Annotated in this window: 20 protein-coding genes and 2 tRNA genes; 14 read left to right on the top strand and 8 right to left on the bottom strand. The window is 67.5% G+C overall.

Annotated features, from left to right (window positions below):
* Positions 1 to 38: 38 nt before the first annotated feature.
* Positions 39 to 581 (bottom strand): MarR family winged helix-turn-helix transcriptional regulator, encoded by a 543-nt coding sequence (locus tag JWN03_RS24890; RefSeq protein WP_297619696.1) that lies wholly within the window; start codon positions 579 to 581, stop codon positions 39 to 41.
* Positions 582 to 671: 90 nt separating this feature from the next.
* On the opposite strand from JWN03_RS24890, the gene JWN03_RS24885 reads away from it, so the two are divergent.
* Both JWN03_RS24885 and JWN03_RS24880 read left to right on the top strand, forming a co-directional pair.
* On the top strand, positions 672 to 1,559 hold the full coding sequence (locus JWN03_RS24885) for a DUF3105 domain-containing protein (protein ID WP_297619693.1): 888 nt from the start codon (positions 672 to 674) through the stop codon (positions 1,557 to 1,559).
* Between the two features lie 68 nt (positions 1,560 to 1,627).
* Positions 1,628 to 1,701: transfer RNA gene (locus JWN03_RS24880), tRNA-Cys, on the top strand.
* A 41-nt stretch (positions 1,702 to 1,742) separates the two neighbouring features.
* Here the strand turns inward: JWN03_RS24880 and JWN03_RS24875 are convergent.
* Positions 1,743 to 3,146, bottom strand: a complete 1,404-nt coding sequence (locus tag JWN03_RS24875; RefSeq protein WP_297619690.1) for a metallophosphoesterase — start codon at positions 3,144 to 3,146, stop codon at positions 1,743 to 1,745.
* 7 nt (positions 3,147 to 3,153) lie between these two features.
* Positions 3,154 to 3,669, bottom strand: coding sequence for an Rv0361 family membrane protein (locus tag JWN03_RS24870; protein WP_441343051.1), 516 nt, complete (start codon positions 3,667 to 3,669; stop codon positions 3,154 to 3,156).
* A gap of 153 nt (positions 3,670 to 3,822) precedes the next feature.
* On the opposite strand from JWN03_RS24870, the gene JWN03_RS24865 reads away from it, so the two are divergent.
* The 5 genes from JWN03_RS24865 to JWN03_RS24845 all read left to right on the top strand — a co-directional run bounded on the left by JWN03_RS24865 (position 3,823) and on the right by JWN03_RS24845 (position 9,658).
* The gene (locus tag JWN03_RS24865; protein ID WP_297619684.1) at positions 3,823 to 4,842 is read left to right on the top strand and encodes an iron ABC transporter substrate-binding protein; all 1,020 of its coding nucleotides are present in this window, start codon (positions 3,823 to 3,825) and stop codon (positions 4,840 to 4,842) included.
* Positions 4,842 to 6,395, top strand: coding sequence for an ABC transporter permease (locus tag JWN03_RS24860; RefSeq protein ID WP_441343053.1), 1,554 nt, complete (start codon positions 4,842 to 4,844; stop codon positions 6,393 to 6,395). The genes JWN03_RS24865 and JWN03_RS24860 overlap by 1 nt, the downstream gene beginning before the upstream one ends.
* Positions 6,392 to 7,531: an ABC transporter ATP-binding protein gene (locus JWN03_RS24855; RefSeq protein WP_297619678.1), complete on the top strand. Its 1,140-nt coding sequence runs from the start codon at positions 6,392 to 6,394 to the stop codon at positions 7,529 to 7,531. The genes JWN03_RS24860 and JWN03_RS24855 overlap by 4 nt, the downstream gene beginning before the upstream one ends.
* A 91-nt stretch (positions 7,532 to 7,622) precedes the next feature.
* Positions 7,623 to 7,979, top strand: a complete 357-nt coding sequence (locus tag JWN03_RS24850; RefSeq protein WP_297619675.1) for a hypothetical protein — start codon at positions 7,623 to 7,625, stop codon at positions 7,977 to 7,979.
* Between the two features lie 296 nt (positions 7,980 to 8,275).
* Positions 8,276 to 9,658 carry a hypothetical protein gene (locus JWN03_RS24845; RefSeq protein ID WP_297619672.1) on the top strand — a complete coding sequence of 461 codons (1,383 nt, stop codon included), beginning with the start codon at positions 8,276 to 8,278 and terminating at the stop codon, positions 9,656 to 9,658.
* Here the strand turns inward: JWN03_RS24845 and JWN03_RS24840 are convergent.
* Together JWN03_RS24840 and JWN03_RS24835 are read right to left on the bottom strand one after the other, a co-directional pair.
* Complete coding sequence (locus tag JWN03_RS24840) at positions 9,613 to 10,875, bottom strand: alpha/beta hydrolase family protein (RefSeq protein WP_297619669.1); 1,263 nt, start codon at positions 10,873 to 10,875, stop codon at positions 9,613 to 9,615. The genes JWN03_RS24845 and JWN03_RS24840 overlap by 46 nt on opposite strands.
* Before the next feature lie 76 nt (positions 10,876 to 10,951).
* On the bottom strand, positions 10,952 to 11,338 hold the full coding sequence (locus JWN03_RS24835) for a winged helix-turn-helix transcriptional regulator (protein ID WP_297619666.1): 387 nt from the start codon (positions 11,336 to 11,338) through the stop codon (positions 10,952 to 10,954).
* Between the two features lie 84 nt (positions 11,339 to 11,422).
* Here JWN03_RS24835 and JWN03_RS24830 point away from each other — a divergent pair, with 84 nt between their 5' ends.
* Together JWN03_RS24830 and JWN03_RS24825 are read left to right on the top strand one after the other, a co-directional pair.
* Entirely contained in the window at positions 11,423 to 12,349 is a 927-nt protein-coding gene (locus JWN03_RS24830; RefSeq protein ID WP_297619663.1) for a zinc-binding dehydrogenase, read from the top strand.
* Between the two features lie 23 nt (positions 12,350 to 12,372).
* Entirely contained in the window at positions 12,373 to 12,786 is a 414-nt protein-coding gene (locus JWN03_RS24825) for a nuclear transport factor 2 family protein (RefSeq protein ID WP_297619660.1), read from the top strand.
* A gap of 53 nt (positions 12,787 to 12,839) precedes the next feature.
* Here JWN03_RS24825 and JWN03_RS24820 read toward each other — a convergent pair.
* The 3 genes from JWN03_RS24820 to JWN03_RS24810 all read right to left on the bottom strand — a co-directional run bounded on the left by JWN03_RS24820 (position 12,840) and on the right by JWN03_RS24810 (position 14,728).
* Positions 12,840 to 12,912: transfer RNA gene (locus JWN03_RS24820), tRNA-Arg, on the bottom strand.
* 116 nt (positions 12,913 to 13,028) lie between these two features.
* Positions 13,029 to 13,769 (bottom strand): DUF305 domain-containing protein, encoded by a 741-nt coding sequence (locus JWN03_RS24815; RefSeq protein WP_297619657.1) that lies wholly within the window; start codon positions 13,767 to 13,769, stop codon positions 13,029 to 13,031.
* A complete protein-coding gene (locus JWN03_RS24810; RefSeq protein WP_297619654.1) occupies positions 13,769 to 14,728 on the bottom strand; it encodes a DUF3105 domain-containing protein in 960 nt (319 codons plus the stop codon). Before JWN03_RS24810 ends, JWN03_RS24815 begins: the two co-directional genes overlap by 1 nt.
* A 124-nt stretch (positions 14,729 to 14,852) precedes the next feature.
* Between JWN03_RS24810 and argS the strand changes: the two genes are divergently transcribed.
* From argS to thrB, 5 genes are read left to right on the top strand one after another with little or no spacing between them, the layout of a single operon-like run.
* Positions 14,853 to 16,511: an arginine--tRNA ligase gene (gene argS / locus JWN03_RS24805; protein ID WP_297619651.1), complete on the top strand. Its 1,659-nt coding sequence runs from the start codon at positions 14,853 to 14,855 to the stop codon at positions 16,509 to 16,511.
* The gene (lysA, locus tag JWN03_RS24800; protein ID WP_297619648.1) at positions 16,512 to 17,933 is read left to right on the top strand and encodes a diaminopimelate decarboxylase; all 1,422 of its coding nucleotides are present in this window, start codon (positions 16,512 to 16,514) and stop codon (positions 17,931 to 17,933) included. It begins immediately after the preceding gene.
* Entirely contained in the window at positions 17,930 to 19,291 is a 1,362-nt protein-coding gene (locus JWN03_RS24795) for a homoserine dehydrogenase (RefSeq protein ID WP_297619645.1), read from the top strand. The genes lysA and JWN03_RS24795 overlap by 4 nt, the downstream gene beginning before the upstream one ends.
* Positions 19,288 to 20,385 carry a threonine synthase gene (gene thrC, locus JWN03_RS24790; RefSeq protein ID WP_297619642.1) on the top strand — a complete coding sequence of 366 codons (1,098 nt, stop codon included), beginning with the start codon at positions 19,288 to 19,290 and terminating at the stop codon, positions 20,383 to 20,385. The genes JWN03_RS24795 and thrC overlap by 4 nt, the downstream gene beginning before the upstream one ends.
* A gap of 28 nt (positions 20,386 to 20,413) precedes the next feature.
* Positions 20,414 to 21,367, top strand: coding sequence for a homoserine kinase (gene thrB, locus JWN03_RS24785; protein ID WP_297619778.1), 954 nt, complete (start codon positions 20,414 to 20,416; stop codon positions 21,365 to 21,367).
* Positions 21,368 to 21,524 lie beyond the last annotated feature (157 nt).

Genomic DNA, 21,524 nt, shown 5'->3' with positions numbered 1-21,524 from the left:
CTATGACGCAGGAAATTGGCTGCTTGGATGCTGGATGGTTACTGCCCGGACCAGCGGGTGGGCGAGCCACCGCTGTCGAAGTCTCCGGCGCGCTGCCGGAATTCCGCCAGTAATTGCAGCAGTAAGTGGAGTCTCTCCGGTGCCAGACCGGTGTCCGCGAACACCTGCCGGTTCAGCTGGGTGGTGGCCGCGGCCACCGATTCCCTTCCGGCGTCGGTTATTTCGATAAGAGTTGCCCGCCGGTCACTCGGATGTGGCACCCGCTTAACCAGCTGCGCCGCCTCCAGCCGGTCCACGGTATTGGTGACACTCGTCGGATGCACCTGCAATCGGGCACTGGCCACCGCCATCGGCAGCGCACCCGTTTTGCTGAAACTCAGCAGCATCAGCAGCTCGTATCGGGAAAACGTGAGGCCGGAGGGTTTCAGCGCCTCATCGACCCGCGCCATGACGATCTGCTGCGCCCGCACCAGCGAGGTGACCGCCGCCATTCCGTCGGCGACCTCGCCCCAGCCGTGCTCGGTCCACTGACGATGCGCCTCCTCGATCGGATCGAGCGGCAGGGGACGTGGCCGAGACATGCCACCGATCATCGCACGCCCCCGACCCGACTTCCGCCGCGCCGAGCCCTTTTTCGGTGTCGTAGTCTTGCCGCTATTAGGAGGCAGTACGTGACCAACCCGCTCGGCCCGAAGTTCGACCCGGCCCCACCCTCGATACAGGGCCCGTACAGCGTGCCCTTCCCGGAACGTCTACCGCGCAAGCGCAATCGGATGCCGCTGCTGGCCGGCCTGGTCGGCCTGGTGCTCACCGTCGGCACCGCGGCGGTGCTGTGGCCGTGGAGCGCCGAGGGCGACTCCGCCGCGGCGACCGCGGCGGAATTCACCCCGACCGCCCACGACCACGACCCGTCCACCCGGATCGCCGGTGTTGTGCGCAAGGATTTCCCCGCCGGAGTGCATGTGCTGGCCACCCAGCGTGTCGCCTATACGCAGTCGCCGCCCTTCGGCGGCCCGCACGACGCGTCGTGGGCGCCCTGCACCGGCGTGGTCTACAAACAGGCGATTCGCTCCGAGAACGCCGTGCATTCGCTGGAACACGGGGCGGTGTGGATCACCTACAACCCCAGCAGCCTGGACGCCGACAGCCAGACCGTATTGCGAAATCAGGTGGTGGGCAAGCCCTACATGCTCATTTCGCCGTATCCGGGCCTGGACACCCCGGTGTCCCTGCAATCCTGGGGCCACCAGCTGAAACTGAGCGATCCGCGCGATCCGCGCGTGGCTCAGTTCATCGTCGCGCTGCGCCAGAACCAGTACACCTACCCGGAGGTCGGCGCGAGCTGCGACAACCCGACCATCGACCCCAGCAGCCCGCCGGCCTTCGACGCCGGCGCACCGGGGCCCGATGCCATCCCCGAATCGCAGTCGCTCACAACGACTCCCACGGTCGCGCCGGAACCGCCGCCCGTCGCGCCGGAGCCCCCGCCCGCACCGCTGGACCCGCTGCCGCCCCCGCCGGACGGACCGCCCCCGCCGGACCCGGCCGCCATCCCCTGACCTGATAGAAATCACGCTGATTCGAACCCTGGTCACTCCTGCTCGCATCCGGCACTGTGGATCTCGATGCGGGTGTGACCGAGGGGCTAGGTAGCGGTCTGCAAAGCCGTATACGCGGGTTCGACTCCCGCCGCTCGCTCCATCCGGCTGGGTCTCCACGAATTTGTGGGGGCCCAGCCGCTTTCATGCGGTCAGACCCGAGAAGTCGCGCAGCACGACGTGATTGCGATCCGCGGTGGCGCCGAGCGTGTATTCGGGGAGCAGGCCGAAGTATTCGCTGCGGGAGCGGGCGCTCCAGCGCCGGGCTCCCGGGGTGCGGGTCTTGTAGAAATTCAGCATGTAGCCGCCCTCGTAAATGCGCAACAGGGTGTAGCCGCCGGGATATTCCTTGGCCGCGGCCACTTCCAGGAATTCGACGGGGAGCGCGAAGTCGGGGCGGGTGCGGCGATTGCGGTGGGTGTGGCCGGAATGGTGCAGGAAAACACCGGGCGCCGCGGCATAGAGGGACTGCAACTCCGCGGCATCGGGAGCATTCAGGATGAAACTCGGGCCCGCGATATTGGACCAGCCGGATTCGGCGGTAACCGGATGGTGGCTGAACACCAGGGTGGGGCGGTCCGGGTCGGCGCGCAGCAGCTCGCGGAGGTGATCGAACTGCGGGCGGTCGATGGTGCCGCCGGAGGTATCGAGTTCGGTGGTATCGAGGGCGAGCAGGCGGAGTTCGCCCACCTCGAAGTCCGCCAATTGCTGCCGGGGAGTGAAGGATTCGCCCCAGCAGTCGTAGTGGTCCAGAAACGGTGTACAGCCGGCGTAGTCGCTGCCCACGTGCGGGCGGTCGTGATTGCCGCGGCAGGCGAACCAATCCCGGCCCGGCGCGCCCCAGGCGGACAGGTGCGAGTGGACGCCGTCGACCTGAGCGGGTGTGGCCTCGGCCGTCAGATCGCCGGCCAGGATCAGATGATCGGCGGAGCGGTCTGGCCGGTGCAGATCGTCCAGCACGGCCGCCAGCATGACCTCGGGATACGGTGGCAGACCGGGATCTTGGCGTACGCCGGGCGGCAGGCCCGCGGTAATGAGACCGCTGACTTCCTCACCGTAGTGAATGTCGTTGGACAGGGCGATGGTTCGCAGCAGGCGGCCGGGCGGCGGGACCAGCGTGCTGAATTCGCCGGTCGCCTCCGGCGTATTCGGTAGCCGCGTAGCCACATTCAGCGCCGGGGCGGCCGGAACGCTGAGCGAGCGGGCCTCGAAGCGGTAGCGCCGCCCGGGTTCCAGGCCGGTCACCTCCGCGTAGTGATAGGCGGTCGGCTCCGGGTCGGCGAACACCTGTCGCAGACCTGATCCGTCCGCGGGGGCCAGCCATACCTCGCTGTCGGTGTCGACCGGCACGAAATCGCCGTTCGCGTCCGGGCCCAGCGTCGTCCAGGTGAGCACCGCCGACCGATCGGCAATGGTCACGACCTCGAGATCGGTCGTCAGCATCGAATCGGCTTGCGCGCGAGCCGAACTCGGCCGCGCCAGGGGCAGCAGTGCGGCCGCCGCGAAGGCTCCGAGTACCCGTCGCCGGGTGGGTCCGCAGCAGCTCATCGCCGGACTACTTTCCGTCGGCCGAGCAGACCTTCCATGCGCCGTCTTCCTCGCGGAGGTGTTGGGTCGTGGTGATGGTCTTGTCCTCGGCGCCGGGCACGGTCATGGTCCCGACCGAATTCGCGGTGGCACGATCGCCGGTGACGGCGATGTGATCCACGGCGACGATGCGGATATCGATCTTGCCCTCGTCGGAGGCGCTCTTCTGGGCGGCCGGGAGTGCGTCGTACTCCGCACGGTCCGCCGAGCAGGCCGCGGCGACGGCGATGGACGGGCCCTTGGCCGCGAGCGTGTCGTAGAAATCGTGGACGGACGACTCGATGCGCTGGTCGTCAGTGGGAGTTGCCTTGCCGGTCAAGGAGACTGCGGCGGCGATGCCACCACCGACCACGACAACGGCCGCCACGATCAGTCCGATAATCAGAGGCTTGCGGCCAATGTGTTTACCGGCAGAGTGCTTGCCAGATGGTTGCTGAACGTCCGGTGCAGGGCTGTACGGTTGTCCGCCGGGCGGGAGGGTCATCAAGATCCTGTCGATCGGGTCCACCACTGAATGTCCGCAGACTACGGCAAAACGGTTTCGATTCGGCGGGGTGCCGGATCTGTCCGCCGCTGGAACCGGTAGGTTGGTTAGCCAAACCTCATTGATGAGGATTGGCAGGTCGAAAGGACAGTCATGGCAGCGGTTGGATGGAAAGTGGTAACCGGCGCGATCGCGGCAATCACCGTGCTCGCGGCGACCGGATGTTCGAACTCGTCCAAGGACGACAACAACATTCTCATCTACAACGCCCAGCACGAGACCCTGACCAAGGAGTGGACGGACGCGTTCACCAAGGAGACCGGCATCAAGGTGACGGTCCGTCAGGGTGGCGACACCGACCTCGGCAATCAGATCATCGCCGAGGGCAAGAACTCGCCCGCCGATGTCTTCCTCACCGAGAACTCGCCCGCCATGGCGCTCGTCGAGAACGCCGGCCTGTTCGCCGACGTCGACTCCGGCACCCTCGCGCTGGTGCCCGAGCAGTTCCGCCCCTCCACCGGTAAGTGGGTCGGAATTGCCGCCCGCTCAACCGTTTTCGTCTACAACACGGGCAAGCTGCCCGCCGATCAGCTGCCGCACTCGCTGCTGGACCTGCAGCAGCCGCAGTGGAAGGGCCGCTGGAGCGCGGGCGCGTCCGGCGCCGACTTCCAGGCCATCGTGGCCGCCCTGCTGGCGCAGAAGGGTGAGGACGTCACCAAGGCCTGGCTCCAGGGCATGAAGGACAATGCGATCATCTCGCAGAACAACACCGCCGTCATGAAGGGCGCGAACACCGGCCAGTTCGACGGCGGCGTGATCTACCACTACTACTGGTTCCGCGATCAGGCCCTCACCAAGGAGAACAGCAACAACACCAAGCTGTTCTTCTTCAAGAACCAGGACCCGGGCGCCTTCGTCTCCACTTCCGGTGGCGGCGTGCTGAAGTCGAGCAAGAAGCAGGAGAACGCACAGAAGTTCCTGGCCTTCATCGCCTCGCAGAAGGGCCAGGAGGTGCTGCGGGACGGTGACTCCATGGAGTACCCCGTCGCCGCGAACGTCGCCGCCAATCCCGCACTGCCGCCGCTGGCTTCGCTGGACGCGCCCAAGATCGACCCGAGCAAGCTGGACGCCAAGAAGGTCACGCAGCTCATGACCGAGGCGGGCCTGCTCTAATCGTGGCCGTCCGGACCGCTGTCGCCGCCCGGGCCAATCGGTCCGGGCTCCTCATCACGATCGTCGCGCTGCTGCTGGTCGCCGCGACCTTCGTGCCGCTGGGCTACATCGTGTCCACCTTGCTGTCCAACGGAATCCACGACACCGCGCAGCTGATCTTCCGGCCCCGGGTCGGCGAATTACTGCGCAATACCGTGGATCTGGTCGTGCTCACCGTTCCCATCTGCCTGGCGCTCGGCATCGGGCTGGCTTGGATTGTGGAGCGCACCGATGTTCCGGGCACGGGCTGGTGGGGGCCGATCTTCGTAGCTCCCCTGGCTGTGCCCGCCTTCGTCAACAGTTACGGGTGGGTGAGCGCCATCCCGTCCCTGCACGGATTGTGGGCGGGCGTGCTCATCGCCACCGTGTCGTACTTCCCGCTGGTGTACCTGCCCGCCGCTGCCACCCTGCGCCGCCTGGATCCGGCGGTGGAGGAATCCGCGCGGGCGCTGGGCTCCGGGCCGGTGACGGTCTTCGTGCGAATCGTGCTGCCGCAGTTGCGATTGGCCATTCTCGGCGGCGGACTGCTCATCTCGCTGCATCTGCTGGCCGAGTACGGTGCCTTCGCCATGGTGCGGTTCGACACCTTCACCACCGCCATTTTCGAGCAGTACCAGTCGAGCTTCGCCGGAGCTGCGGGCAATGCCCTGGCCGGTGTGCTGGTGGCGCTGTGCCTGGTGCTGCTGGCGGGTGAGGCGGCCGCGCGCGGCAATGCGCGGTACGCCCGCATCGGCAGCGGTGTACCCCGGGCCGCGACCCGGGTTCGGCTGGGCGTCAACAAGATTCCGGTCTTCCTGCTGCTGACGGCCGCGCTGGCGGCCACGCTCGGGGTACCGCTGTGGTGCATCGTGCGCTGGCTGCGCATCGGTGGTTCGAAGGTCTGGGATATGGCCGATATCGGCCAATCCCTCGGGCAGACCATCGGATTGGCTGCCGTCGCCGCCGTCATCACCACGGTGTGCGCCTTCCCGGTGGCCTGGATCGCGGTGCGCTCCACCTCGCGGTTCGCGCGAATCATCGAGGGCGCCAACTACATCACCAGCTCGCTGCCCGGCATCGTCATCGCGCTGGCGCTGGTGACCGTGAGCATTCGCTGGCTGCCCGCGCTCTATCAGACGGCCGCCACCGTGCTGGCCGCCTACACGCTCATGTTCCTGCCGCGCGCCCTGGTCGGCGTGCGGGCCGGGCTGGCACAGGTGCCCGTCGGCCTGGAGGAGATGTCGCAGGCGCTCGGAAAGTCCGGTCCCGCCACCTTCTTCCGCATCACGCTGCGGCTGACCGCGCCCGCTGCGGCCTCGGCGGCGGCCATGGTGTTCGTGGCGGTGGCCACCGAACTGACCGCCACCCTGCTACTGGCCCCCAACGGCACTCGCACCCTGGCCATGCGCTTCTGGTCGCTGTCCGGCGAACTGGACTACGCGGCGGCCGCACCCTATGCGCTGATCATGATCATCGCCTCGATACCGGTCACGTATCTGCTGTTCACTCAATCCAGGAAGGCGGCCGGAGTATGAGTCGTCTTGTCGTCGACAATGTTTCGAAGACCTTCGGGCCCACTCGGGTGCTGGACGGCATCCGCCTCGAGGTGCCCGACGGCAGCTCTACCGCCGTGGTCGGCTCCTCCGGTTGCGGCAAGACCACGCTGCTGCGGGTCATCGCCGGCTTCGAGAACCCGAATGCCGGATCGGTCACCGTCGGATCGGAAGTTGTCACGCGAGAGGGTTTCTCGCTTCCGGCGCACCGCCGCAAGATCGGTTATGTGGCGCAGGACGGCGCGCTGTTCCCGCATCTCACCGTCGGGCAGAACATCGCGTACGGCCTCAATGGCGGGATGGCCGACCGCCGCCGCCATAAGGAGCAGGTGCGTGAACTGCTCGAGATGGTCTCGCTGGACCCCTCCTACGCCGCCCGCCGCCCGCACCAGCTCTCCGGCGGTCAGCAGCAACGCGTCGCACTGGCCCGCGCCATGGCCCGCAAACCCGATCTCATGCTGCTGGACGAGCCGTTCAGCGCCCTCGATACCGGATTGCGCGCCGCCACCCGCCAAGCCGTCGCCGACGCCCTGCGCGGCGCGGGTATGACCAGCATTCTGGTGACCCACGATCAGGAGGAGGCGCTGTCCTTCGCCGATCAGGTGGCCGTCATGTGCACCGGTCGCTTCACCCAGGTCGGCACGCCCGAACAGGTGTACGCCGCGCCCGCCGATCTCTTCACCGCCGGATTCCTCGGCGATACCGTGCTGCTCGACGCCACCCTGCGCGGCGCGTTCGCCGAGACCGCACTGGGCCGCATCCCGGTGCAGGCCGATGCCCCCGCGGGCGCGGCGACGGTCATGATGCGACCGGAACAGCTTGTCGCCCAGGTGGTCTCGCAGGGTGACCCCGGCTGCGCGACCGTGCACGGCGTCGAATTCCGCGGCGCGGACGTCATGCTGACCCTGGGCCTGGACGGCCGCGCCGAACCCATCCAGGTACGCCGAGTCAGCGTCGCAGCACCGACCGTCGGCGACCGGGTGGATCTCGAAGTGCTCGGCGCGGCAGTGGCATTCACCGCCGCGCAGTGTGCGGCGGTCGCCGAGCTGAACAGTGGCACCACCCGCGCGGGATGTGCTGTCCGCCGCGTGACGACCGCTCGGGTGGCAACAATGTGACAGCGCCCGAGTGTGCTGACTCCGATACCGGGTGCGAGCACCTATATTGGCCCGGAGGCGAATTCGCCTCAGCTCGACCCGAAGGAGTCCCGTGCGTCGCTTGCTGTTCGTCACGTCCGTTGTAGGCGCAGCCCTCGCCGTATCCCCGCTCGCGGCCGCGCAGCCGCCGGCCGGTGACTCCGCGGTGAAGGTGCAGGCCGTCTACGGTCCGGAACAGTTCGCGCTCGCGGGGGTCAAGACCGATATTGCGCCCTGCGCGGGCGGCACGGCCCTGCCGTCCGTCACCACCGGCAATGACGGCACCGTCACCTCGGCCGTTCCGAGTGGCTGCTACCGGATCCAGGTCGCCACCCCCACCGGTTGCGCGCTCGACGGTGACGCCGCCCAGCAGGTGGACACGGTTCCCGGCCCCGCCCCGCTCGCCACCTTCCGGTTCCGCTGCGCCTGAGGAACGGTTCCACTGCCGCTTGACACCCGGCCTCGTTGACACCCGGCCTCGTTGACACCTGGCCTCGTTGTCCGAAGCCCGGACCGCTGCCTGATACGCGGTTTCACTGCGCCCGATCTGTCCGAATTCCGCCCGCACCGCCTACCTCGCCCGGCTGAAACCGCTGGTCGAGTGGGGTGGCGTAAATCACTGGCCCTGACCGGTATGCCTACTTGCTGTTAACCTCGGAACGAGTTAGCTGCTCGTACTGCTGTAACGCGTTGAGCGTCGCATCACCGGTGAAAGGGTGAGACGAGATGGGCGCGAAGTTCGCGTTGGTGCATCCGATAGGTGTGGCCTCCATGCCTGATGTCCGCCGGTTCGACCGGATAATTCAGCCCGCGTCCGCCTTTCTGGGCGCGGTAGTCGCCGGACTGTTGCTGATGGCTCCCCTGGACCTCGGCTGGTCGAACGAAGGGCCCCTCGAACTCGATTTGCTGGTGCTGAACATGCCGCGGGCCGCGGCCGCCGGCGCCATGTTCGCGGTGATCGCGGCCGCACTGGCGGTGGCGCTGGGCCGCCGCACCGCCTGGATCGTCTCCTTCGGCAGCGCCGCGGTGCTGGTGGCGGACCACCTCTGGAATCTGAACAATGCGCTGACCGGAACACTCATCACGGTCAATTACATCGACTCGATCTTCGGCGGCATCCTGCTCGGCGCGCTCGCCGTCGCGGTCTTCGGTAAACCGCTCGCGACGGCCGCCTATCTCATCGGCGCGCTCTCCAGCATCATGATCGGCGATCTCACCTCGCTCCCCAGCCCGGGCGGCCAGAGCCGCACCCTCATCGAATGGGCCTCCACCGGAACCCCGCCGATCTGGCTCGTCCTCGCGACCACCGTGGCACTGGGCGCGGCCGTCCTCATGCAGCGTGCCGAACCGGTCGCGGAGGACGCCGAGGACGAGAGTGCCGATCTGCCGATCGGCCCGATCCTGGCGGCACTGCTGCTGGTGGTGGCAACCTCGGTCGCCACCGAATGGTTTGTCCGGCATGCCGGAACACCCGCGCAGGCGGCGATCGCCCTATCGATCATCGTGGGCGCGGCCGTGCTCGCGGCGCTGCTGCTGCCGGGACGAGACGGCGCGGTGGTGCTGCTGGTGGTCGCGGTGACCAATGCGGGCAGTGCGATCATCGCCGTTCCCCGCCCGGACTGGAGTGCGCCCATCCCGTTCATCGCGGTCGCGATCGGCTACCTCGCCGGACGGCGCTGGTCCGTCCCGTGGGCCGGATTCGCCGGTACCGCAGTGCTTTCCGTATTCGCGGCGCTCACCGAGAGCACCGGGCGCGCCGACTCGGTGATTCCGATAATCGGCATCGTCGGTCTCGGACTGCTCATGGGGTACTGCTTTGCCGGGCCGAGTGCGCAGGGTGCGCCGAGTACGGTGGTCGCGCTGGCGGCGCTGGTGGTGCCGTGCCTGGTCGTCGCCTTGCGCGGCAGTAGTTTCGGACGCGTGGCCTATTCGCCGCGCTGGTATCGCGACCCGACGAGCGTGACCTCGGCCGGTCCGGGCTGGGCCGCCCTCGCTGTCACGCTGGGCTGCGCGGCGGGAGTGCTACTGCTGTACCGGATGCGGCCCGTGCGGACTGCTCCGGCTCACCTGCCGAATCGGGCATTGACCCAGTTGAGCGCATCCGCATAGGACGCCGCCAGCACACCGCGGTGATCGACGCCCGGATAGGTGCGGTACTGCACCGGCTGATCGGTGGCCCGCTGCTGCACCACCATGGCATCGGTGGCCAGTGGCGGCACGGTGGTATCGGCGCGGCCCTGCAGCACCAGTAGCGGCAGTGCGAAAGCCAGTGTGCTGGGATCGTTTTCATTGAGCACGCGGGTGAGTGCGCTGATATCGCCGGTGGGGGAGAAGACCTCGTCGGGCTTCAGATCACCCCACTGGCCCGGCTCCCGCAATTGGCCGATGCAGCCGACGTCGGCCAGCGACAACAGGGAAGCCGTTGCGGGAGTGAGGAATCGGCCCGGATCCACATCCGCGACGGTCTGCGCACCGCGAATGATCAACGGCAGGAACGAGGTCACGCCGCCGGTGATCGGACCCAGCGCCTTCGCCGCACCGGCCGTCGTCGCCGCCTGGGACGCCTGCAAACCCACACCCTGATGCGAGGCGGGCGCCAGTGCCACGGCGCCGAGCAATTGCAGTTCCGGCGCCCACTGCTGCGCCTGGGCATCGGTGAAAATCGCGGCCTGACCACCCTGGGAATGGCCCATGGCCACCCAGCGCGTGCCGATATCCGGCTCGATTTCCCTTGCCGCCCTGGCCATATCGGTGACGGCGCGCTGTTCGGCGGCGCCGATCAGATAGCCGTGCGGACCGGGCGTGCCCAGGCCCTGGTAGTCGGTCTGTGCCACCGCGTATCCGGCCGCGATCCATTGCGCCTGCACGTCCCGGACCAGGGAGGTGTAGTCGTGTGCGGGAAAGTCGGCCGAGGTATCACGGGAGGGGGCGCAGCCGTCGGCCACGCCGGTGGTGCCGTGCGCCCACGAGATGAGCGGCCAGCCGCCGGGCGGAGGCGTGCCCTCCGGGACGGCCACGGTGCCGGAGACCGCGACCGGAGCGCCCTGCATATCGACAGATCGATACAGCACCAGGTAGTTTCGCGCACCCGCCAGACCGGGGTCGCCGATGAGCGGGCGGAGCTGGATCACCGAACCGTGCGGACCGGGGACCCGATCATCGGGCGGGGTGTAGAAGGAGGCGGCGTCGGCGACCGGGGCGACCGGTGTCGCGTGACTCGGTGCGACGGCCACGACCGTGCTCGCAAGACTCGCAAAGGCAGCGGCGGCGATCAGTCCAGGCCGCCGCCCGGGTAGTCGTGCACGTGTCGCCTCGATGTCCGACATGCCCAAAACATACCGGTCTGTTGCCACATCGACCGGCAAGGCAACGCGCCCTGTCCGGAACCAGCCCTGTCGAGGGTCAGCTTTCCCGGCCGTCGTACTCCGCACGGGCAGCGATGATTTCGCCGATATTGTCGTACGACCAGGCCCGCAGGCCCGCAATCGCGGTGGCCAGACTACGGCCCAGCGGGGTCAGCGTGTACTCGACGGTGACCGGAACCGTCGGGAACACCCGGCGCTCGACCACACCGTCCCGCTCCAGCGCCCGCAGCGTCTGGGTGAGCATCTTCTGGGTGATGCCCTGAATCCGCCTGCGCAGCTCCGAGAACCGCTGCGTGCCCGGCTCCAGCGCGAGCAGCACCAGACCCGTCCAGCGCTCACCGACGCGGTCGAACACCTGGCGGGTGGGGCAGTTGATATTGAAGACATCCCACTCGGGCGTGCCCTCTACCTCGATGGTTTCCACCAGGTACCTATACCACTATTTACTGCCTTCTTCCGAATGGGTACCTGCATTCCTAGTGTCGGTGGCAGCACACAGGAGGAAGAAATGAAGGCACTCACCGCCACCGCAGACGACCGGCTGATCACTCTCACCGAGCTCACCGACCCCGCTCCCGCCGTCGGCGAAGCCGTCATCGCGGTCGAGGCATTCTCGGTCAATCGCGGCGACTACTTCGCGCTCACCGGCGTGTATGGGACCGAGGTCGTCCCCGGTCACGTACCCGGCCAGGATGTGGCGGGCCGGATCATCGCGGCCGCCGCGGACGGCACCGGCCCGGCGGTCGGCGCCCGTGTTGTCGCACATGCGGCGGGTGGTGGCTGGGCCGAGCAGGTCGCGGTCGCCACCGACGCCATTGCGGCACTGCCGCAGCAGCTTCCGGCCGCCGCCGCCGCCACGCTCCCGCTGGCGGGGCTCACCGCCCTGCGGCTGCTGCGCCGTGCGGGTGATGTCGCCGGTAAGCGGTTGCTGGTCACCGGCGCGTCGGGCGGAGTCGGTCACCTGGTGGTCGAACTCGCCATTGCCGCCGGCGCCACCGTCACGGCGGTCGCCGCCACCCGCGAACGCGGGCAGCGACTGGCCGACTACGGCGCCGAGGTGCTCACCGATATCGAAGCCGCGACAGGACTATTCGACATCGTGCTGGAATCGGTCGGTGGTGACACCTTCGCCGCGGCGCTGCGTCACCTGGCCCCCGGCAGCACCGTGGTCTGGTTCGGCCAGGCGAGCCGGCAGCCGATCCAGCTCGACTTCTTCGACCTCTTCGGCGCGACACCCTTCACCCTGCATCACTTTCCGCACTGGGTCGCCGATACCACCGACGCCGAAGACCTCACCGAATTGGTGCGACTGGCCGCCGGCGGCATTATTCATCCGGAGCTCGGCCGCACCGCCGACTGGACCGAAACCGTCACCGTCCTCACCGATCTGGTGCACCGCCGCATCCGCGGCAATGCCGTCCTCACCCTCGCCTGATCAGATCTGATAAGGAATTCACCATGAGCACCGAACAGACCCGCACCGTCATCACCGACTACATCGAGGCACTGCGCACCGGCCAGGCCGCCGACCGCCGCGCCGAATTCTTCACCGAGGACGCCACCTGGACCCTGCACGGCGACCTGCCCGTCTCCCGCACCTGGAAGGGCCGCGACGAAATCTTCACCGGCTTCCTCACCCAGATGCTCGCCCGCTTCGACCTCACCCAGCCGGTCAGCCAGGACGTGCACACCGTCCTCGCCGACGGCGATCACGCCCTGGCCGAATGGACCACCCACGCCACCACCATCGACGGCGCCCCGTTCTCGAACCACGTGGCCATCGCCTTTCGAATCACCAACGGCCGCATAGCCGAAGGCCGCGAATACTTCGACACCGCCTACGTCGGCCGCCTGCTCTTCGGCCGCGAGTGACAGGCGAAAAGAAAAGGCCCCGACCATGAATCATGGTCGGGGCCTTTTCGCTGTGCCCTCGGCAGGAATCGAACCTGCGGCCTTCTGCTCCGGAGGCAGACGCTCTATCCCCTGAGCTACGAGGGCGGGGGTGGACCCGCTCGGACTTCTCGACTTTCCGAGTGGGCGGGGAAAGCGTATCGCATCGGGTCCGCTGCACCAAAAACTGAGGTGTACCGGGTGTTTTGCCCGGTACAGGCCGGTCAGTTCATGGGAAGTTGGGCCGCGCCCCGATCTTTGAGCATCTGCGCCATGAGCTGGGCTTCGCTCGTCTGGGTCTTCACCATGCTGTCCGCGAGGGAGCGGACGGCGTCGGTATCGGCGTGCTGGGCGGCATATTGGATCATCGGCATACCGCCCTGGTGGTGGCGGAGCATCAGCTGCAGGAACAGGGTGTCCAGGGCGGGGCCGGTGGCGGTGCGGAGCGTCGAGAGTTCCTGCTCCGTCGCCATACCGGGCATGGTCTGCGCCGGACCGCTGTTCTGGGTGGTGGGACCGTGATGCATGCCCGGCATATCCGACATGTCGGACATCCACCCCATGTATCCGTCGGGGCCGACAAACGGCTTGCCCCACAGTTGCAGCCAACCCTGCATGCGGCCGGCCTGATTCGCCTGCGTGGTGAGAATGTCGTAGGCGAGCCGGCGCACCTCGGTGTCACTGGCGCCGGCCAGCGCGATGCCGGACATCTGCACCGCCTGCGCGTGATGCACCGACATGTCTTGGCTGAAGCCGACATCCACCGTGCCGGGCGTCTCCTGCGTCTGCCGCAGCGGATTACCGACCAGAATGCCGGCCGCGAAACCGAGCAGCAGCACGCTGATCACACCGAGCACCAGCAGCGCCGGACGCTGACTGCGCCGCGTCAGCTGCACCGGCTCGGCGGTCGGTTCGGTGTCGTCGCTGAAATCCTTCGCCTCATCGGAAAGCAAGGGCGGCGGCATTACTGCGTCGGAGCCGGCTGATCCGGCACGGTCGGGGCATCGGTCGGCGCCGGAATGCTCGGCACGCCGCCCGGCAGACCGGACAGACCACCGGGGAGGCCGGACAGGCCGCCCGGGAGACCCGGAATGCCACCGCTCGGCATGGTCGGCGCGCCGCCGGCGCCGGAGAGCTCGGTCTGATCCTGCTGCAGGCCCTTACCGTCCATCGGCACCGCGTCCGGACCCACCGGCGCCGGATCGAACGGCGGCGGATTGTCGGTGCTGAAGGTCGGGTTCGCGCAATCCGCGCCGACCTCCGGGTAGGTGTTCTGATTCAGGCGCAGCGCGGTGATGAATTCGTTCACGCGCTTGTCGTCGGCCGAGTTCAGCTTCAGCTGATGGCCCCACGACTGCAGCGAAATCGGCGAATCCAGGCCGGGGTACGGCGACATCAGGGAGTACGGCTTGCCCTGCACCTTCTGCTTCAGCAGATCGATGCCGGCCTTGTCGACCTTGTCGGGGTTGTACGCGATCCAGATCGCGCCGTGCTCCAGCGAATGCACGGCATTCTCGGTGCGAATCGCCTTGGAGTACACGATGCCCGTGCACGCCGCCCACGAACCGTCGTGCGGCCCACCGAAGGGCGGTGCCTGGTCGTATGCCACGCGCTGCGTCGCGGCCACGTGCAGACCGGCCGGGTAGTCCTTCTTGACCACACCCGAGATCTGATCCGACGGATCCTTCTTCTGGGCGCTCGGCGTGTACTTGTCCGCCTCCTGCTTGTCCTGGATCTTCGGGACCAGGAATGCGGCGATTCCGCCGATCAGCGCGAGCACACACACCACCGCTGCGATCGTCATCCAGGGAATCTGGCGCTTGGTGGGAAGTCTGCCGCCGGTGCCGCCCTTACGGAACCCACCGGAAGATTTGCCTGCGGCCTTGATGGCCTTGGCCGACTTGGCACTCGTCCTACTCGGCATAGCTAGTTGTGCTCTCTTCGACGTATCGGACAATCAAACGATGCGGCCGCATCGTTTGCTGGGCGCCTGCCCGGTAGGTGCCCGCTCGCGGCGTACACCTGCTCAGACCATAGGATAGTTACTCGTGACTCCAGCTGACCTTGCAGATCTCCTTCGCGCAACCGCTGCGAAGGTACTTGTCGAACGCGGATCCGACCCTGCGGTCCTGCCCGACGAGGTCAAGGTGGAGCGTCCCCGTAACCCCGAGCACGGTGACTATGCCACGAATGTGGCCATGCAGGTAGGTAAGCGGGCAGGAATGAACCCGCGCGATTTTGCGAATCTACTCGCCGCGGCGCTCTCGCAGGCCGAAGGCATCGACGTCGCCGAAGTCGCGGGACCGGGCTTCCTGAACATCCGGCTGGCGAAGGCCGCGCAGGGTGCGATCGTCGAAAACATCCTGGCCGCGGGCGCGCGGTACGGCACCGCGGACGTGCTGCACGGCCAGAAGATCAACCTGGAATTCGTCTCCGCCAACCCGACCGGGCCGATCCACCTGGGCGGCACCCGCTGGGCCGCCGTCGGTGACGCGCTCGGCCGGATTCTGTCGGCGCAGGGCGCGGCCGTCACCCGCGAGTACTACTTCAACGATCATGGCGCGCAGATCGACCGCTTCGCGAAATCGCTGGTCGCCGCCGCCACCGGGCAGCCGACGCCGGAGGACGGCTACGCGGGTGGTTACATCACCGAGATCGCCGACACGATTGTCGCCGCGAACCCGGACGCGCTGAGCCTGCCCGCGTCCGAGCAGCACGAGCTGTTCCGCCGCGAAGGCGTCGAGCTGATGTTCGCGCAGATCAAGCAGAACCTGCACGAGTTCGGCGTGGACTTCGACGTGTACTTCAACGAGAGCTCGCTGTTCGCCTCCGGCGCCGTCGAGAAGGCCATCGAGGAGCTCAAGGACTCCGGCAAGCTGTACGAGAAGGACGGCGCCTGGTGGATCGCCAGCACCGAGTACGGCGATGACAAGGACCGGGTCGTCATCAAGAGCGACGGCAATTCGGCGTACATCGGCGGCGATATCGCCTACTTCCACAACAAGCGCGCGCGGGGATTCGACCTGTGCATCTACATGCTGGGCGCGGACCACCACGGCTACATCGGCCGGCTCAAGGCCGCCGCGGCCGCGTTCGGTGACGACCCGAACACCGTCGAGGTGCTCATCGGCCAGATGGTGAATCTGGTCAAAGACGGTGCCGCCGTGAAGATGTCGAAGCGCGCGGGCACCGTGATCACCCTCGACGACCTGGTCGAGGCCATCGGCGTGGACGCCGCCCGGTACTCGCTGGTGCGGTCCTCGGTGAACACCAGCATCGATATCGATCTGGGCCTGTGGACCAAGCAGAACAATGAAAACCCGATCTACTACGTGCAATACGCGCACGCGCGCACCTGCAACATCATCAAGAACTCGGAAGCGTTCGATTTCGCTTCGGTGCCAGTGGATTTGAGCCTGCTGACCGCCGACCGCGAGGGCGAGATCATCCGCACCCTCGGCGAATACCCGCGCGTGGTGGCCACCGCCGCGGAGATCCGTGAGCCGCACCGCGTAGTCCGCTACCTGGAGGAACTGGCCGGGGTGTACCACCCCTTCCAGTCCGACAATGAAATGCGGGTACTCCCTATGGGAGACGACCCGGTCTCCCCCCGAAATGCCGCTCGTCTCGAGCTGGTCAAAGCCACCCGTCAGGTTCTCGCCAACGGCCTCGCGCTGCTAGGCGTCTCTGCTCCGGAGCGTATGTAAATGAGTGCACATCCCGCTGGTCCCCGTCACGCGGACATCCCGCCCACTCAGAATCTTCCTGAGCGGCCGGAGAATTCGCAGCAGATGATCAACCTGCCCGCGAATGTGTGGCCGCGCAACGCCTCTCGCGATGTCGACGGCGTCGTGCAGCTTGCCGGCGTGCCGGTGCACGAGCTGGCCGCCGACTTCGGCACCCCGCTCTTCGTCATCGACGAGGACGACTTCCGTTCGCGCTGCCGCGATATGGTCCGCGCCTTCGGCGAGGGCTCGCGAGTTCACTACGCCTCCAAGGCTTTCCTGTCCGGAGAGATCGCCCGCTGGATCCGCGACGAGGGCCTGCACCTCGACGTCTGCTCCGGCGGCGAGCTCGCGGTGGCGCTGCACGCCGGCTTCCCGGCCGAGCGAATCGCGCTGCACGGCAACAATAAATCGGTGCCCGAGCTGGAAATGGCCGTCGCGGCCGGGGTCGGCCACGTGGTGCTCGACTCGCTCATCGAGATCGAACGCCTGGAAGCCATCGCCAAGACCGCTGGCCAGGTCGTCGATGTGCTGGTCCGGGTCACGGTCGGCGTGGAAGCGCACACTCACGAGTACATTTCGACCGCGCACGAGGATCAGAAGTTCGGCTTCTCCATTGCCAGCGGCGATGCCATGCAGGCCATTGCCCGGGTTTTCGAGTCCGACAATCTGAAGATGGTCGGGCTGCATTCGCACATCGGGTCGCAGATCTTCGAGATCGACGGCTTCGAAATCTCCACCCGCCGCATGCTCGGCCTGCTGCGGGAGGCTGTGGACAAGTTCGGCGTCGAGCGCGCCGCGCAGATCAATGTGCTGGATCTCGGTGGCGGCCTGGGTATTTCGTACCTGCCGCACGAGGATCCGCCGTCGCTGGACGAGTTCGCGTCCAGCCTGCGCCGCATCGTCGCCGAAGAGGCGGCCCGCGCGGGCCTGCCGGTGCCGACCATCGCGGTCGAGCCGGGCCGCGCCATCGCCGGACCGGGCACGGTCACCCTGTACGAGGTCGGCACCACCAAGGACGTGATGCTCGACGCGGGCGCACGCCGCCGCTACGTCAGTGTCGACGGCGGGATGAGCGACAATATCCGGCCCGCGCTGTACCAGGCCGAATACGACTGCCGGCTGGTGTCGCGTTCCAGCGATGCCGCACCGGTGGTCGCTCGGGTGGTCGGAAAGCATTGCGAGAGTGGGGATATCGTCATTCGCGATACCTGGCTCCCGGCCGATGTCGGCCCGGGTGACCTGGTGGCGGTGGCGGCAACCGGCGCGTACTGCTACTCGATGTCGAGCCGTTACAACCTGCTCACGCGGCCCGCTGTGGTCGCGGTGCGAGACGGCAAGGCGCGCTTGATTCTTCGCCGCGAAACGGTGGAGGACCTACTCAGCTTGGAGGTGAATGCATGACCACCACGGCGAGCCGTGAAAGCGGCACAGCAGCTAGTACCAAGAACGGCGTGTGGGGATCGGATCACCCGATCGGAATCGCGGTCCTCGGCATGGGCACGGTCGGCACCGAGGTGGTCCGCATCATTCGCGAGAACGCCGACGACCTCTGCAACCGTGTCGGCGCCCCGGTGGTGCTGCGCGGTGTCGCGGTCCGCGATCTCACCAAGGATCGTGGTCTTTCGCCCGAGCTGCTCACCACCGATGCCGAAGCCCTCGTCACCCGTGACGATGTGGACATCGTGGTCGAGGTCATGGGTGGCATTGATCCGGCCCGGAAGCTGATCAAGACCGCACTGGACGCCGGCAAGTCCGTGGTCAGCGCCAATAAGGCGCTGCTCGCCGATCACACCGGCGAACTGGCCGGCGCCGCCGAATCCCACCGTGCCGACCTGTACTTCGAGGCTGCGGTCGCGGGTGCGATCCCGGTGCTGCGCCCGCTCATCCAGTCGCTGTCCGGTGACCGGGTGAACCGGGTGGTCGGCATTGTCAACGGCACCACCAACTTCATCCTCTCGGCCATGTCCGAGACCGGCGCCGATTACGACGATGTGCTCGCCGAGGCCACCCGCCTGGGCTACGCCGAGGCCGACCCGACCGCCGACGTGGAGGGCTTCGACGCCGCCGCCAAGGCCGCGATTCTCGCGTCGGTGGCCTTCCATACCCGCGTCACCTCGGCCGATGTCTACCGCGAGGGCATCTCCAAGATCACGTCCGAGGATCTGGAGACCGCCGCCGCCGTCGGCTGCACCGTGAAGCTGCTCGCCATCTGCGAGCGTGTCACCGACGAGGGCGGCAAGGAGAGCGTCTCCGTCCGCGTCTACCCGGCCCTCATCCCGCGCAAGCACCCGCTGGCCTCGGTCAACGGCGCTTTCAATGCCGTTGTCGTGGAAGCGGAGAACGCCGGCCGCCTGATGTTCTACGGGCAGGGCGCCGGCGGCGCGCCGACGGCCTCGGCCGTGATGGGCGATCTGGTGATGGCGGCGCGCAACAAGTTCTACGGTGGCCGTGCGCCGGGCGAGTCGGTTTATGCTGAGCTGCCGATCGCCGCGGTCGGCGATACCCCCACCCGCTACCACGTGAACATGCAGGTCGCAGACCGTGCAGGTGTGCTGGAAACGGTCGCGGGCGAATTCGCCAAGCATGGGGTCAGTATCTCGACGGTCCGCCAGGAAGGCCACGACGCGGGCGCACGCCTCGTTGTGGTGACCCACCACGCGCTGGAATCGGCCCTGGCCGATACCGTGGCCGCGTTGGCCGAACTGGACTCCGTCACGTCCGTGACCAGTGTTCTGAGATTGGAAGGCACCGAGGAATGAGTACGACAGCGCGCGCCGCGGCTGCACAAGGCACCGCCACCCCGTGGCCGGGCCTGATCGCCGCGTATCGGGATCGGCTGCCGCTCGGCGCCGACTGGGAGCCCGTCACGCTGTTCGAGGGCGGCACCCCGCTGGTGGCCGCGACCCACCTGTCGGAACTGACCGGGTGCGAGGTGTACCTCAAGGTCGAGGGCGCCAACCCGACCGGTTCCTTCAAGGACCGCGGTATGACCATGGCCATGACCGAGGCCAAGGCCAGCGGTAAGAAGGCCGTGCTCTGCGCCTCCACCGGCAATACCTCGGCCTCGGCCGCCGCCTATGCCACCCGCGCGGGCCTGTCCTGCGCGGTGCTGATTCCGCAGGGCAAGATCTCCATGGGCAAGCTGGCCCAGGCGGTCATGCTGGGCGCCAAGATCATTCAGGTCGAGGGCAATTTCGACGACTGCCTGGAACTGGCGCGCAAGGTCACCGCGGAATTCCCCGAGGTCGGCCTGGTGAACTCGGTCAATCCGTTCCGCATCGAGGGCCAGAAGACCGCCGCTTTCGAAATCGTGGATGTGCTCGGCAGGGCCCCGGACGTGCACGTGCTTCCGGTCGGCAATGCCGGAAACATCACCGCGTATTGGAAGGGCTACAGCGAGTACTTCACCGACGGCATTATCAGCGCGCGTCCGCGCATGCTGGGTGTGCAGGCGGCCGGAGCGGCTCCGCTGGTGCACGGCGCGCCGGTGAAGGATCCCGAAACCATCGCCACCGCAATCCGAATCGGCGCACCCGCGTCGTGGAATCAGGCGATGGCCGCCAAGCAGGAGTCCGGCGGCGCGTTCCGGGCGGCCACCGATGAGAAGATCCTCGAGGCGTACCGCCTGGTCGCGGCCACGGAAGGCGTGTTCGTCGAGCCCGCCTCCGCGGCGTCCGTGGCCGGTCTGCTGGCCGCCCGTGCGGAGGGCTGGCTGGACGCGGGCCTGACCGTGGTCTGCACCGTGACCGGCAACGGTCTCAAGGATCCGGACAACGCCCTCGCGGGCATGCCCGACATCAAGCCCATCCAGGTCGACCCGATCGCCGTGGCGCACGCACTCGAGCTGGCCTGAATTGAATTCGCGCGACGGCCAGCAGGTCATCAGCCGGACCCTGCCCGCGGGACTCACCGTCACGGTGCGGGTTCCGGCTTCCAGCGCGAATCTGGGACCGGGTTTCGACTCTCTCGGAATCGCTTTGGGACTGTACGACGAGATCACGGTGTCCACCACGGACTCCGGGCTCACCATCCGGGTGGAGGGCGAAGGGGCCGACGATGTGCCCTGGGGCCCTTCACATCTGGTGGTCCGTGCCATCGAACGCGGCCTGCAGGCCGCGGGCGTCTGGGCGGACGGCCTGGACGTGGTGTGCCGCAACGTTATTCCCCATTCGCGCGGTATGGGCTCTTCGGCTTCGGCAGTGGTCGGCGGCCTGGCCGCCGGCCGCGGCCTGGCCGCGAAATTCGATGCGGGACTGGCGTACGGCGATGACGTCATGGTGCAGCTCTCCTCGGAATTCGAAGGTCATCCAGACAATGCCTCCGCCAGTGTGCTGGGCGGAATCGTGGTGTCCTGGACCGAAACCGACCATTCGGCCGTCGTGAACGGCGCTACGGACCACAACCCGCGCGTGTACCGCGCGGTCCGTGTGGTTCCGCATCCGTCGCTGCGCCCGGTGGTGCTGATTCCGGAAGAGCATTCGTCCACCGCGCATACGCGGGGACTGCTACCCGCGACGGTGCCGCACGTCGACGCGGCGTTCAATGCGAGCCGGGCCGCGCTGGCCGTCGTCGCCCTGACGCAGCGCCCTGACCTGCTGCTCCCCGCCACCGCGGATCGGCTACACCAGGGCTATCGGGCCTCGGCGCTACCGCTCACCACCAAGTGGATCGACCGGCTGCGCGAAGCCGGAATCGCCGCCACCGTGTCCGGCGCCGGACCCACCGTATTGGCCCTCGGGACCAGCGAATTCCCTGCGGAACTGCACGAACTCGCGCTCGCCGACGGCCTGCGCGTGCTCGAGCCGGGCATCGCCGACGGCGTCTCGGTCGATTGACAGCGCGCCTGCCTTGCCGATGTAAAGGCCGGGAGCTATCCTGAGCGAGTCCGTACATCGTGCGCGTCAGACGCCGGTGCTTCATCAGGGCAAATCGCTCCAGAGGCTCCTTGCTCAGGCTCGAGGCTTGAGGCTCGAAACTTGGGGGTAGCCAGTT

This window comes from Nocardia sp. (assembly GCF_025465275.1).
Classification (GTDB): domain Bacteria; phylum Actinomycetota; class Actinomycetes; order Mycobacteriales; family Mycobacteriaceae; genus Nocardia.
The sequence above is the reverse complement of the archived record's forward strand: the minus strand, read 5'-3'. Positions and strand labels throughout refer to the sequence as shown.